12 protein-coding genes are annotated in these 14,055 nt (G+C 63.5%); 5 read left to right on the forward strand and 7 right to left on the reverse strand.

The genetic code is table 11. The features are described from left to right. Positions 1–354 precede the first annotated feature (354 nt). From C84B14_RS07535 to C84B14_RS07545, 3 genes are all read right to left on the reverse strand, one after another. Positions 355–1,590: a GGDEF domain-containing protein gene (locus C84B14_RS07535; protein ID WP_353223048.1), complete on the reverse strand. Its 1,236-nt coding sequence runs from the start codon at positions 1,588–1,590 to the stop codon at positions 355–357. Between the two features lie 253 nt (positions 1,591–1,843). Continuing rightward, entirely contained in the window at positions 1,844–2,383 is a 540-nt protein-coding gene (locus tag C84B14_RS07540; protein ID WP_353223282.1) for a DUF421 domain-containing protein, read from the reverse strand. A 169-nt stretch (positions 2,384–2,552) separates the two neighbouring features. Beyond that, on the reverse strand, positions 2,553–3,974 hold the full coding sequence (locus C84B14_RS07545; protein ID WP_353223050.1) for an NAD-dependent succinate-semialdehyde dehydrogenase: 1,422 nt from the start codon (positions 3,972–3,974) through the stop codon (positions 2,553–2,555). Between the two features lie 174 nt (positions 3,975–4,148). Between C84B14_RS07545 and C84B14_RS07550 the strand changes: the two genes are divergently transcribed. Continuing rightward, positions 4,149–5,012 carry a restriction endonuclease gene (locus tag C84B14_RS07550; protein WP_353223052.1) on the forward strand — a complete coding sequence of 288 codons (864 nt, stop codon included), beginning with the start codon at positions 4,149–4,151 and terminating at the stop codon, positions 5,010–5,012. A 66-nt stretch (positions 5,013–5,078) separates the two neighbouring features. Here the strand turns inward: C84B14_RS07550 and C84B14_RS07555 are convergent, their stop codons facing one another. Beyond that, complete coding sequence (locus tag C84B14_RS07555; RefSeq protein WP_353223054.1) at positions 5,079–6,632, reverse strand: MmgE/PrpD family protein; 1,554 nt, start codon at positions 6,630–6,632, stop codon at positions 5,079–5,081. 281 nt (positions 6,633–6,913) lie between these two features. Then, a complete protein-coding gene (locus C84B14_RS07560) occupies positions 6,914–7,105 on the reverse strand; it encodes a putative motility protein (protein ID WP_353223056.1) in 192 nt (63 codons plus the stop codon). Between the two features lie 182 nt (positions 7,106–7,287). Here C84B14_RS07560 and C84B14_RS07565 point away from each other — a divergent pair, with 182 nt between their 5' ends. Beyond that, complete coding sequence (locus tag C84B14_RS07565; protein WP_353223058.1) at positions 7,288–7,608, forward strand: hypothetical protein; 321 nt, start codon at positions 7,288–7,290, stop codon at positions 7,606–7,608. A gap of 161 nt (positions 7,609–7,769) precedes the next feature. Here the strand turns inward: C84B14_RS07565 and C84B14_RS07570 are convergent, their stop codons facing one another. Further along, complete coding sequence (locus C84B14_RS07570) at positions 7,770–8,333, reverse strand: TetR/AcrR family transcriptional regulator (protein WP_353223059.1); 564 nt, start codon at positions 8,331–8,333, stop codon at positions 7,770–7,772. Positions 8,334–8,495: 162 nt separating this feature from the next. On the opposite strand from C84B14_RS07570, the gene C84B14_RS07575 reads away from it, so the two are divergent. Beyond that, positions 8,496–9,593, forward strand: a complete 1,098-nt coding sequence (locus C84B14_RS07575; RefSeq protein WP_353223061.1) for a DUF2855 family protein — start codon at positions 8,496–8,498, stop codon at positions 9,591–9,593. 521 nt (positions 9,594–10,114) lie between these two features. Then, positions 10,115–11,800: an alpha-keto acid decarboxylase family protein gene (locus C84B14_RS07580; protein WP_353223063.1), complete on the forward strand. Its 1,686-nt coding sequence runs from the start codon at positions 10,115–10,117 to the stop codon at positions 11,798–11,800. Between the two features lie 140 nt (positions 11,801–11,940). Here C84B14_RS07580 and C84B14_RS07585 read toward each other — a convergent pair whose 3' ends face one another. Further along, positions 11,941–12,834 (reverse strand): LysR family transcriptional regulator, encoded by an 894-nt coding sequence (locus C84B14_RS07585; protein ID WP_353223065.1) that lies wholly within the window; start codon positions 12,832–12,834, stop codon positions 11,941–11,943. Positions 12,835–12,937: 103 nt separating this feature from the next. Between C84B14_RS07585 and C84B14_RS07590 the strand changes: the two genes are divergently transcribed. Continuing rightward, the gene (locus C84B14_RS07590; RefSeq protein WP_353223067.1) at positions 12,938–13,807 is read left to right on the forward strand and encodes an SDR family oxidoreductase; all 870 of its coding nucleotides are present in this window, start codon (positions 12,938–12,940) and stop codon (positions 13,805–13,807) included. Positions 13,808–14,055 lie beyond the last annotated feature (248 nt).

A 14,055-nucleotide genomic window follows, 5' to 3' on the forward strand; every position in this document is an offset into this window, starting at 1 on the left:
AAGAATTTCTTGTCCTGAGACTTTGCGGCCTTTTCGGCACGCTTTTCCTTCAAGGTTCGCGTAGGCGCTTTCTTGCCCTGCTTCTTGCGATCCATTCCCTTACTCATGATGACTGCTCCTGGCTGTTCATTCGATGGCAATGGCGCTGGACTGTGTTCCCGCCGACCGCCTGGGTGGGGAAACGCAACCCCGCGTGGACGGGCGCGCTCAGCCGCCGCTATGGACGGCGCGCTTGCGCCCGTTGGATCGAGTGTAGTCCTATTTGCGCCGGCGCGAACAAACTTTTCGCGCCGCCGATAAGCGTCCGGGCTGCGGCTCGCCGGCGATCGCGAATCGGCCTCTTTCCGGGGCGGGTTATACAGCTTCCGTGTTCGTTTGCTGGCGTGCGCAAGCTGCAAGCGGCTCGAATACGACCACCCGATTACGGCCCTGCGTCTTGGCCTCGTACAAGGCGCGGTCCGCAATCGTAAACAGCGTTTTCAAACTGCCGTCTTCATCCAGTACGCCGGCGCTGGCGCCCACGCTCACGGTCACCACGTCCGTGGTCACGCTGTAGCCATGGGGCAGCGCCAGGCGTTCAACGGCGGCACGAAACTGTTCCGCGAACAGCGCGATATCCGTCGATTCCCTTGCCACGCGCACGGCCACGAATTCCTCGCCGCCGATACGAGCCAGGCGCGTGCGTCCATCCAGCGCATAATCCAACGCCTTGGCGACGAGCTTGAGCGCCTCGTCGCCTGCCGGATGCCCATAGTTGTCGTTGTACGGTTTGAAGCTGTCGATATCGAGCATGGCCAGCACCACCCATGCCTCGCTGCCAGCCTGTTCGATATCCTTGGCCAGTGCGATATCCAGCCCGCGCCGGTTGGACAGACCGGTCAACGGATCGATCGCTGCCAGCCGGTCGAGAATATCGCGCTGCTCCGAAAGCTGTCTTTGCCGAATTCTTTCGCGCGTCACCAGCAGGAAATGACGCCGGCGCTCGTTCTCGGTCGACCAGTTGGCATACACCGCAGGGATGAGAAGAACCACGCCGGTCGCCAGATAAGGCATCTTGAACGCGGGCGCGATGCCGGGCCCGAGCAGAACGGTGGCCGCCAGCAGCGCGAAGGTGGCCACGGTAAGCCCCAGTGCCATCCGAAATGGCAGCGCCATGAGCGTCAACGCAAAGAAAATGAGCGCGTAGTTACCGAGCAGATAACCCTGTGACTCCGCCCGGTCGGAAAGCAGAATCAGGCCCGACAAAATGGCGATCCCGCCCCAGCACAGCACGCAGGACAGCAGTTGTTGCCATACCAGCGGAATATTCGGGCGGCTGACCAGATACAGCCCAAGGCAGCCGATCGGCAGGCAGACACACAGCCGCATGAACCACACCAGCCCGATGATATCGGTCAGGACCCACCAGTCGAGCAGCGCGAAAGCGGTGTAGTTGAAAATACCCAACATAACCGCAGCGACCAGAATCTGGCGCTTCTGCGGTTCGACGTAACGTTCGTATTCGGCGACCAGGCCCGGCGCGATCGCAACTGCCTTGAGCAAACCATCCGCCGCCAAGGCACGCTCCAGCCTCGTTGCCTCTTCTGTCATCTGTGTTCCTCTAGCCCTATCTCCCCAACTGCGCATTAAGCAGTATCGACCCCTGCCAAACAGCCTTTAAGCCGCAAATAGCACCGATACACGACCTTTAAATACCACGGTTGTATGCACCGCAGCTAAAACAGGCGCTTGGGCAAGTATCTGGGTCTATTGGCAAGGCCGCGACCGTTCGCGGCCACGGCCTGAGAAGCGGCGCCGAGTTCTATTACTTCGGTTTCGCCACGCCTTCGAGCCCACACCGAAATTACGCCGAATAATCCCGTACGTTCTCCAGCACCCAGGCGCTGTCGGCAAGCGCTTCGGAATGACCATGCAGTACGTTCACGCTGCCGGTGCCTTCCATGACCACCGCCTGGATCGTGGTGTAGTCCACGATGTTGGCGCTGCGCACGATCCGGCGCAGGTCGTCTTCGGTGACCCGCGCCACGCGCATATTCTCGGCCAGCATGCGACCGCCCTCGCCCATGAGCCGTATCGGCCGGTTGTCCACCGCTCTTTCGACCGACGCCTTGCGCGAGCGCCAGCGCGACACCACGAGCTGACAGCCGTAAAGCAGCAACAAGGCGAACCCACCCGCCATCAGCGAGGGCGACTCGGCGACGATGGTGGTCGCAATCGTCGAGCCGATCGCGACCACGATCGCCACATCGAACGCCGACATCTCGGCAAAACTGCGCACGCCGGCCGCGCGGACAAACACCAGCACGGCGGCATACATCGCCAGGGTAGTGACAAGCACACCCAGCAGCGCCTGCGGTGAGGCCAAAAACCATTCATACGCCATATCGTTCACCGAACTATCGGTTGTAAGGGCGGCGCAGCGTACGCGACCCGCCCACCCACCGAAAGCACGGTCCGAACGGCCGTACGCCCTATCGGGCGCGCGCCGGGCCGACCCGCTGCAGCCCGGCCGAACAACACGCCGCGCCGCGTCCGGCGTAGAGAACCGATGCTCAGACGACCATGCCGGCGGTTTTGGTTTCCAGATATTCGGCGATGCCTTCCTGGGCGCCCTCGCGCCCCATGCCGCTGGCCTTCATGCCGCCGAAGGGCGCGGCCGCGCTCGTCGGGTTGATATCGTTGATGCCGATGATGCCGAAATCCAGGCCCTCGAAGGCGCGCATGCAGGTGTCGAGCCGATCGCTGTACACATAGGCGGCCAGGCCGTACTCGGTATCGTTGGCCAGCGCGATCAGGTCGTCCTCGTCACGATAGGTGATTACCGGCGCCACCGGGCCGAAGGTTTCTTCGCGATAGATACGCATCTTCGGCGTCACGCCGGAGACGATCGTCGGCGCATAGAAATGCCCCTGCGCGAGCGCGCCTTCGCGCATGCGCACGCCGCCGTGCGCCACCTGGGCGCCCTGAGCGACGGCGTCCTGTACCTGGGCGTCTACCTTGTCGACGGCGGCTTCGTTGATCAGCGGGCCTATACCAATGCCCTCCTCCATGCCGTTGCCCACCCGCAGACGGGCCACGCGGCGGGTCAGCTCACCCAGAAACGCCTCGCAGTGATCTTCATGCACATAGATACGGTTGGGGCTGATACAGGTCTGGCCCATATTGAGAAACTTCACCAGCGACAGCCCCTTGGCCGCATGTACCGGGTCGGCATCGGGGAAGACCAGCGCCGGCGCGTGGCCACCCAGCTCCATGGACACACGTTTGAGATGCAGCGCGGCCTCGGCGTTGAGCTTGCGCCCCACCGCGGTGGAGCCGGTGAAGGTGAGCTTGCGCACGCGCGCGTCGCTGCAAAACGCCTGCCCGGTGGCGGTCGGGTCGAACACGGTCAGCAGATTGACCACGCCTTTGGGAAAGCCTGCCGCCTCGAAAATTTCGAACATGGCCTTCGCACACAGCGGCGTGCTCTCGGCCGGCTTGAGTACCACGGTACAACCCGCGGCGAGCGCGGGGCCGAGCTTGCGCGTGATCATGGAGATGGGATAGTTCCAGGGCGTAATCGCGCCGACCACGCCCACCGGATCGCGACGCACCATGAAGCGCTGGTTTTCGCGCGCCGAGGGCACCAGCTGGCCATAGACCCGCTTGGCCTCTTCCGCGAACCAGAGCAGAAAATCCGCACCGTAGCCGACTTCCGCCAGCGAGGCCTTGAGCGGCTTGCCCTGCTCGCGGGTCATCAGTTCCGCCAGCTCGCGCTTGCGCTCGGTCATCAGCTCCCAGGCGCGATACAACAGCTGCGCGCGGTGATAGGCGGTGGTGCCCCGCCAGTCGGCGAATGCCGTATGGGCTGCCGCAATCGCGGCGTCGATATCGGCTTCGTTGCAGTCGGGCACCGTATCGATCGTCTCGCCCGTGGCGGGGTTGGTCACTGCAAACGTAGGCCGGCCGTCGAGCCATTCGCCGTTGATGAACATCGTTTCCTCCAAGTTATTGATCGCACCAAGCCGAACATTATGGCGTTCGCAATCCCGTGCTTGCACTCCGGCCAGCGCCCACCCCGGCTGAAGCCAGCCAACAATTGGTCGATACAACATTTCTGACGACACACCGCGATCGGCGAGCGCCGAGACTTACGCCGGGGGCGATGGGTGGCAAGACGTAGAAGAAAATCCGATTTCGAACGCTGGGTCGAACTATTCGCGAAACTGCCCTGGGCCCTCTGTCTGGCGCTGGCGCCCATCGCCTACGTCGGCTTTGCGGCCCTCGTGGATTGGCCCATTCCGCAGGCAACCAGTGCGGCCGAAATCAGCGATGTATTCATCGCCCAGCTGATACGCACCGCCGGCCTGTTCGGCCAGTACATCGCGCCCACGATTCTGCTTCTGGCCGCACTCATGTCGCTGCTGGGAAAGCGTCGTCGTCGGCAGCTCCTGGCAAGCGCCCGTGCCGTCGAGGATGCCGCGCCGATTCTGCAAATGCGCTGGCTGCAGTTCGAGCAATGCATTCATGCCTGGTTTGAAGAACAGGGCTATCGCGTCGCCGCGACGCCTGCCGGTCCCGATGGCGGCATCGATCTGATCCTCAAACGCGACGGCGAGCGATTCTTCGTCCAGTGCAAGCACTGGCGGGCCAGCCGTATCGGCGTGGCGGTCGTGCGTGAACTCTATGGCGTGATGGTCGCCGAGGGCGCGACCGGCGGCTTCGTGGTGGGCGTGGGCGAGTTTACGAGCGCGGCCCGAGAGTTCGCGACCGGCCGCAATATCGAGCTGGTGGATGCGAGTCGTGCCATTGCCGAACGCGACGCCATCGCCGCGCGTTCGGGCGCCAACACGTTCACCCTGGCGCCACAGCCAGCGCCCGCATGCCCACGCTGCCAGGCGCCCATGGTCGAACGTATTGCCCGCAAGGGCGCGAACGCCGGTCAGGCCTTTCATGGCTGCAGCAGGTTTCCGGCCTGTCGCGCGACGCTGGCCATCGACCCCGCACCGGGGAAGTTTTCGCAGGCCATATGAAAACGGCCCCGACGCCAGAAGCGTCGGGGCCGTTATTACGCGGACTCTCTAAGCGGCGAAAAGCGCTTAGTAAATACCCTGCGTATCCGGCGTTTCCAGCGTGCCGGCGTCCACCACGAGGTTGATCGTGGCCAGTTCGTCGCCGCTGATCGAATCCATGCCGTTCACCGCCTCGATGAAGCGGGCGCGTTCGCCGTCCGACACCAGATCCTTGGTGTAGTCGGCCAGCTTGGCTTCGTAGTCCGGGCGCTGCCAGGGCGTGTCGCCGCCGGGGTGGGCGTTGGCACGGGTCTTCTCGTCGGCCACTTCGCTGCCGTCGGCCAGGGTGATGATCATGCGTCCGCCGTAGGCCTGCACGTTCGGGTCCTGGTCGTGGTAGAGGTCTTCCCAGCGCTGATCGAACTGCGTTTCGATACGGGCCATGATGGCGCGCAGTTCGTCTTTTTCGCCCCGCGTCATCTGGTAGGCGCGATCCTTGTGAAACTCGCCAGCCTGAATGCAGCGCGCGATGGCGAACATGATGCTGTGGTCCAGCGTGCCACGCGGCGAATCCGGGTCGATCTTCTGCGGGTCCTGGGCGTCGGTGCCGATCACGTGGTGGGTGTGATGGCTGGTTTCCAGCACAATCTTTTCGATCTTGTCGAGATCGACATCGTCGCCCTTCCTGGGCAGCTGTTCGCGCAGTTGCAGCGCCAGATCGATAATCGCCTGGCCCTGATATTCGAAGGCGTACTGCTTCGGATAGGTCTTCATGATGTTGCGCAGCGCATCGACGCCCGGCTCGGCCAGCTCGACCTTGTAGACCGCGTTTTCGTCATCGCGGCCGTTCAGGAAGCGACGGATGATCGAATCCACGCCTTCATAGACCGGGTTCGGGCCCTTGAGTCCGTGCATGGCGTGGTTGACGGCCTTGATAGAAATCTCGGCCGAAAAGCCCGGCACGAATTCCTTCTGGGCACCGATATCGCCCTTGCGCGACTGGCGCGAGGAAATGGCGTTATGCACGGCGAAGTTGATCGCGTGATAGGTCTGCTCGGTGGTGAGCCCCAGCATGGACGAAATACCGGCCGCGGTGCCGGCCGCGATATGGGTCATATGGTCGACCTTGTGCTTGTGCAGGCAGATGCCGGTGCCGTCGCCCGTGCCCACCAGCGCCACGTGCACTTCATAGGCCACCACGATGCCACGCAGAATGTCCGCACCGCTCACGCCCAGATGCTGGCCCACGGCAATAATCGGCGAGATGTTGTCGTCCGGATGCGAATACTCGGCCGCCAGATAGCAGTCGTCGTTATCGAGAAACCGTACGGCCACGGCGTTGGCAAAGGCCGCCGGCACGGGGCCGAACGTATCCGTCAGACCCCAGACGGTCGCCTTGCCGGCGCCCTTGGCACTCATCGCGTCGGAGCGTGCCACCTTGACCGCGCGCTCGTTGGCGGCACCGAGTGCGATCGCGGCGTTGTCGATGATGCGGTTCTTGGCCATCGCCACGGCTTCGTCGTCCTGCGGGGCGTCCTTCGCCCGCGTGGCCAGCTCGGCCAGCTTCCAGGCCAGCTGCTGCTCGCGGGCCAGATCGCCGCTGGTTTTCTCGACGGCAACGGTGTGGATCGTAGCGCTCATACAACACATTCCTTCTGATTGATCGGGCTAGCCGGCATAGCGCGGCATTGGCGTGGGGCCGATGTTAAACGATTTGACGATTGGCCACGCCCGCAAACGCACCGAAACCGACCTGTCGACCAGGGCAATACGTCGATCTATCGTGGTTTGGGCAGGCGCGAATATGGCGTGATTCGGCGGCCGCTCGGAGAAACCACCGCCCGGATGAGGCAATAAAAAACGGCCCCAGCACCGATGTGCTGCGACCGTTCCACCCCTAACGAATCGGGGCCCGATATCCGTCAGACAAACGTATTGATCTGCGTGCCCACGGTACCGGTGGTGGCCAAAGCCTGTTGCGGCGACACAGAAGACATCAACTGCTGCATCTGTGCGGCCTGGCTGTCGAGCGTGTCTTTTAACAGACTCGCCTGAGCATCCTGGCTTTGGTTGTGTTGCTGTAACGCCATCGCGGTTGCGACGGTCGAACTCACACTTGACGCGTCCATAGTTCTCCTTATTTAAGACATGGAACCGCAAGGGCCTATCGGCGGGCAGCTACGACGCTTGAATCCACCCCTCGCCGTCAGCAACCCGGCCGTTCAGGAATTGAGCGAGCCTTGCTGCAGGACGCATGCTGAATTTTGCGCCCCAACCGACTGAAAACACGGGTGCCATGAGCCGCGAAACCAACACCAAACGCCCCGGCCCCGTGGCTGTTCTGGTCTATTTCCTGCTCGCCTTCCCCGCAGCGGGCATACCGGCCCTGCTATTCGGCATCGCCGAGTCCGCCGGGCCACAGCAACAGTTCGAAGGCTCGGGCGGCACGGGTACGGTCGTTGCCATGTTGATGGCCTATGGCGTGGCGCTTCTGGTTATTCTGGGCACGTATATATCGCTCCATGGCAAGGCCCGACCGTTGTACATGGCCAACGCAATCCTCGGCGCGATGGCGCTTGCGTTGATGATGACCCTCTCCTGGCAAGGGATTATCTGAGGACAGCCAGCCGTGGACGTTTTGGCCCAGTCGCTGGCCAGGCGCGCGCCTTCTGGCATCTCCGCCCTCGCGAATCCGATCCTCGCTCGTCGTGCCCGCAAGAGGATTTGTCGCGTAGACGCCTACGCCCCGCACGCGCAACAAGCGCTTCTTAGTATCGACTAATCATCCGCCACGCTCAGCAGCAGCGCCCGGGCCATGAGGCTCAAATCCTCGATATGTGCTTGGGCCGTTACCGGATCGCGGTCGAGAACATGGGCATATCGCATGCTGCCCCACACCGTTTGCACGAGGGTGTCGATCGTGCGCTTTGGCACCGGGCCGGGCAAATCCGGCCAGGCGTTGACGAGGGGATAGACGCAGCCGCTGCATCGTTCGAAGGCGTGTTGCTGGCGTCCGGCATTGGCGACCAGCGATTCCCGCGCCAGCATTTCCCGATCGAAGTACGGACTATTCGGACTGTGTCCGTAAAGCTGTTGCACGAGCAGCGTCAGCCGGGCCCGCCACGGCCGGTGGGCATTGGCCGTATCAGTCGCGACAAGCTGATCGCAGAGCCGGTCGATACAGTGCTCGTAGTAGCCGGCGAGCAGCGCGGTGCGGTTGGGGAAGTAATCGTAAATGGTGCCGACGCTGTACCCCGTTTCTGCAGCGATGGCGCGGGTTGTGGTCGCCGCTGGCCCGTCGCGCCGCCAAATCCGAACAAAACCGTCGTAAATGGCCTGCACGGTGAATACGGCCCGAGGCTGAGTGGGCTTTTTTCGCGGCCTGGGCAGGCCTGAGCCTTGTCGAGACGACTGCATGGTAAAACCGAACCCCCGTGCAACAAGCCGCTGCTAGCATGATCGCCAGTTTATTTCAGTCGCCGGACGCGCCGGCAAGCAGGGGCCATGACGGACACGATCACACAGTTGATGACCGACAAGACGGATCTTGGACGAACTGTAAAACAGGACGTTCCTCGCCATCGTCCGTTGGCCGAAGGCGAGGCCGCTCTCGCGATCGAAACCTTCGCTCTGACCGCCAACAACATCACCTATGCGGCCTATGGCGATGCCATGCGCTATTGGAATTTCTTCCCCTGCGAAGACGACGGCTACGGCATGATGCCGGTCTGGGGCTTTGCCACGGTCAGCGAAAGTCGTGTTGAAGGGCTCACCGAAGGCACGCGCCTGTACGGCTATTTCCCGATGGCCGACGAGCTGATCGTACAGCCGGTTCACGTGACCCAGCGCGGCTTCGTAGACGGCTCGCCCCATCGCCAGTCGCTGCCCACACCGTACAACCAGTACAGCCGCGCCACCGAAGCGTTGGGGTATGCGCCGGACCTGGCCGACCACCAGATGCTGATGCGGCCGCTGTTCTTTACCTCCTGGATGTTGGCCGATTTTCTCATCGACAACGCCCATTTCGGCGCCGCCCAGCTCATCCTGTCCAGCGCATCGAGCAAGACCGCCTACGGCTGCGCCTTCGCGTTGCAGCAGGCCGGCGTGCGCCTGATCGGGCTGACCTCGCCATCCAATCACGCCACCGTGGAAAGCCTTGGCCTCTACGACCAGGTTTTGACGTACGACGAGGTCGACAAGATCGACTCGACAACGCCTGGCGTGTATATCGATTTTTCCGGTCGCGGCGCGCTGGCCGAAGCAGTCCATAGCCATCTCGGCAACCAACTCGTACACCACGCGTCGGTAGGCTCGGCGTCCACCACGGATACCGACGCGGTCAGCGATCAGCTCGAGCCCCGTCCAACGCTATTCTTTGCGCCGAACCAGATCCGCAAGCGTATTGGCGACTGGGGCTCGGAGACACTCTATGCCCGCTATGCCCAGGCCGAGCGTTCGTTTCTCGAACGGGTGAGCGATGCCCAAGATCCATGGATGCAGGTGGAAGTGCATCACGGGCTCGACGGCGCCGCCGGCGTGATACGCGAGCTGGTGGATCACGGCGGTTCCGCCCGTGCCGGGCATGTGGTGCGGATGGGCTAGCAGTAGCGTCATCCAGGCCAGCCTGCAGTACCGGGCGCGACCGGGCCATGCGTTCCGGTAGCGCGTTTCGGTGGCCGGATACCTAACCATTTGACTCGTCCGAGCGAATCAATAGGTTTCAGAGCAACGACTCAGGTCGAATAAGGCGGCCTGCTGCATCAATCAGCAAGCGCGTTGCAAGCGTCGCCAGCGTGAAAAGACGCGGCCTTATCCGCGGGTTATCCGGTCGGCCGATGGTTGGCCTACAAGCATGCCTTGGTCGACCAGCAAGCGCGGTGCCGGCTGATCGTAGCTGTCAGTTACGATCAGCCGGCAGGCGAGCCGGCATGGGTTGCGTCAATCGCCGGAGGCCGACAGAGCCCAACCCTGGCGAAAAATAGCGGCGCCGCCACCAACCTGCTGCCACGCGCCCGCTGCGCCCCAACCTTGCCTCCCCGAACACCGCCTGGCCTCACCGCTCTACAATGGTGCAGCCTCTACGCATGCGACTGGGGGCGCTGATAAAAACAAAGGAGCGAGAGATGCAGACCACGGTGGGAGAGTTTCTGTTTACACGGCTACGCCAGGCCGGAGTGAGCGACGTAATCGGCGTGCCGGGTGACTTCAACCTGAACCTGCTGGAACAGATCGAGGCCATGGACGGCATTCGATTTGTCGGCGCCTGCAATGAACTCAATGCGGCCTATGCGGCAGACGGCTATGCCCGGCGACGCGGCATCGGCGCGCTGCTGACCACCTACGGCGTGGGCGAGCTCAGCGCGCTATGCGGTATCGCGGGGGCGAACTCCGAACATCTGCCGATCTTTTCGATTGGCGGCGCCCCGCCGCTATTTGCAACCCAGAACCGATTCCGCCTTCACCATTCGCTGGCCGACGGCGACTTCGACAACATGCTGCTGAGCATGGCGCCGTTCACGGCAACCGCGGTGCATATCGACTCCACCAACGCCGTCGAGGAGATCGATCGCGCCCTACACCTGTGCCTGCGCAAGCAACGCCCGGTTCATGTTCAGGTACCCTCCGACGTGTCGCATCTGCGCATCGAAGCGCCGGATACGCCGTTCGACGTTCGCATGCCGCCCAGCGACGCCGAACGCCTCCAGGCCGCGCTCGCCCACGTGCAGGACAAACTCGCATCGGCCACCCGGCCGGCGATCCTCCTCGATATGGACGCCGACCGCCACGGTTTGGTCGACGGCCTGCGTGCACTCGCCCATGGCGCCGGCATCCCCTATGCCCAGCTGCCCACCGCCAAAGCGCTGCTCGACGAGAACGATCCGCTGTTTCTGGGCACTTATGCCGGCGCGGCCTCAAGCGCCGACGTACGTGAGCGCGTCGAATCGGCAGACTTTCTCGTCATCACGTCGCCGCGCTTCATCGAAAGCAATTCGGGCAACTTCACCGCCCAGCTGCCCTTCGAATCGGTCGTGGACGTGCGCAACCACCGCGTCACGGTCGGCCCGGACTACTACGAGGGCGTGGTCGGCGCCGAACTGCTCGACCGCCTGGTGGAGGCACTGCCGCAGCGTAACGCCGCAGCGACCGTTGCCAACACGACAAAGCCCGCGCCGGCCGAGCAAGACCCGGGCGCGTCCGGCGACGCGCTGACCCACGCACGACTCTGGCCCCGCATGGCCCGGTTCCTGCGCGCCGACGATGTCGTGATCGCCGAAGCCGGCACGTCGAATATCGGCCTGTCCGCCCAGCGTCTGCCGGCAGACACCGCCTACGTGGCATCCAACATCTGGGGCGCGATCGGCTACACGCTGCCCGCCCTGTTCGGCAGCCTGCTCGCCGCGCCCGAGCGCCGGCACCTGCTGTTCATCGGCGACGGCTCGTTCCAGCTCACCGCACAGGAGCTGTCGTCGATCCTGCGCTACGACCAGCGCCCGATCATCGTGCTGATCGACAACGACGGCTACACCATCGAACGCTACATCCTCGGCATGGATCGCGCCTATAACGACATCGCCGCCTGGGACTACGCCCGCCTGCCGCAGGCGTTCAACGCCAACGCGAACATGGTTTCGTACCACGCCGCCACCCACGGCGAACTCGAAGACGCGCTCACGAAAATCGAATCCTCCGACCAAGGCGCGTTTCTAATCCTCAAGCTCGACCCGAAGGACGCACCGGCCGGCTTGAAGACCTTCGGCCCGGCCGTCGCGGACTTCGACTACGGGCCAACCGGACCGCGTAACCCGTAACGGAACAGGCGGGCTAAGCAAGTCGGCTTAGCCCGCGGCGCCCCGTCTTTTGCCCAACAGCCACCCGTGACTTGTCGGTCACGTCGTGAAAGCGCCGGGCACCGACGCGCACGACAATCTGCGCGGCAAGCAGGGGCAGCTCATGGATCGATATACGCCGCAAGCTCATCCGGCGTACCGTTCGGGAACGCCTCTTTCAGATGCGCCACGAACGCGGACACGCGCGCGCTCAGAAAACGGCGCGACGGATACAACGTCCAGAGCGCGATCTCCGGCGCGTCCAGCGTGCCCCACTGCAGCAATCGCCCGTCGGCCACGTCCCGGCTGGCCAGCGACAGCGGCAGACACGCCACCCCGGCACCCGCGCGCACCGCATCCCGAACCATCAGCATCGACGACAGACGAATAACCGGCTGAACCGCGATAGATGCTGGGCCGGTCGTGGTCGTCACGTCCCAGCTATCGCGCATGTCTTCCTGACCGCGTACCACCGCCGGCACCGCGTCGTCGCCGGCAGGCCGGGGCACCGACGGGCTTGCCACCACCACCAGCCGGTCGCGCATGAACACGCGGCCGACCAGGCTTTCCTGCGGCGCCGGATTCACCCGAATCACCAGGTCGTAGGTTTCTTCGACCATATGAACCGGCCGATCCTCGGTGGTGACCTCTACCCGTACCTCGGGGTACTTGAGCGCGAACTCGGCAGCGAGTCTGCCGAGCGCGACATGCGAGAAAAGCAGCGGCGCGCTGATGCGTAGCCGCCCGCGCGGGCGCTGCCCGCCAGCGCTGATCTCGGCCGTGCTTTCTTCCAGATCGGCCAGCAGCGCGCCCGTTCTTTCATAGAGCGCCTGGCCTTCCTCGGTCAGCTTCAGGCGGTGGCCGCCGCGTTCGAACAGACGCAGATCGAGGCTGGCTTCCAGCTCCGCGACCCGCCGCGACAGCGTGGCTTTCGGCCGCGACGCAGCGCGTGCCGCCTTGCCGAACCCGCCGTGTCGGGCCACCAGATTGAAGTCGGCAAGCGCGAGCAGATTCATGTGTTCCACCAGTGAGACAGACCGTCCAAATATAGCGTCTATCGCTACGAAATTGAGCCAGTAGACTTCAAATCGTTCCTCAACACACCTCGGAGAGATTCAAATGACCATCCTTGTTACAGGCGCTACCGGCCGAGTCGGCCGTCAGGTTGTCGACCAACTCGTTGCACGTCAGGCCGATGTCCGCGTTCTCGTGCGCGACCCGTCGAAAGCCACATTCCCGGCCGGCGTCGACGTCGTGCAGGGCGAGATGCTCGATCTCGACGCACTACGCCAGGCCTTCACCGGCGTAACCACCTTGTTCCTGCTGAACGCGGTGGCCGGCGACGAATTCACCCAGGCGCTGATCGCGCTCAATATCGCCCACGAGGCCGGCGTCCAGCGGGTTGTGTATCTGTCGGTGATTCACGCCGAGCGTTTCGCGAACGTGCCCCACTTCGCGGTCAAATCCGGCGCCGAACGCATGATCGAGCAGATGGGCTTCAGCGCCACGATTCTGCGCCCTGCCTATTTCATCGATAACGAAATCATGGTCATGGATGTCATCCGCGAGCACGGCGTCTACCCGATGCCGATCGGCAGCAAGGGCGTTGCCATGATCGACGTGCGCGATATCGCCGAAGTCGCCGCCCTCAAGCTGATCCGTCGCGACCAGGCCCCGGCCACACTGACGAGCGATGCCATCAACCTGGTCGGCCCCGATACGCTCACCGGCACGGACATCGCCGCGATCTGGTCCGACGTGCTCGGCCGTTCCATCGCCTACGGCGGCGACGACCCGACCGCCTTCGAGCAAAACATGGCCCACGTCATGCCGAAATGGATGGCCTACGAAATGCGCCTCATGGCCGAGCGCTATGTCAGCGACGGCATGGCCCCGGATGCCGGCGACGTCGAGCGACTCACCACCCTGCTGGGCCGGCCGCTGCATTCCTACCGCGACTTCGCCGATCAACAGGCGGTCGCGAATTGACCCGCCGCCTCGGCCGCCCCGGCTAATCGAACACGTACCGGTCTCCAACCAACCGCCCGCCCCTGGCCAAGCCAATTCGCTTGTACAAAAGATGAGGCGCCGCACCCGCGGCGCCTTGCACATTACAAGGCCCGACTTAGCGTGTTGCTCCAAGCGACGCAGGGCTTTTCAAACGCTGTCGCCTACGCCATCGTCATTGCACTGACGTGAGCCGAGTTGGCGTCTGGCGAATGGTCGCCGGCTATATC

Origin of the sequence: Salinisphaera sp. C84B14 (assembly GCF_040361435.1) — a bacterium.
GTDB lineage: Bacteria > Pseudomonadota > Gammaproteobacteria > Nevskiales > Salinisphaeraceae > Salinisphaera.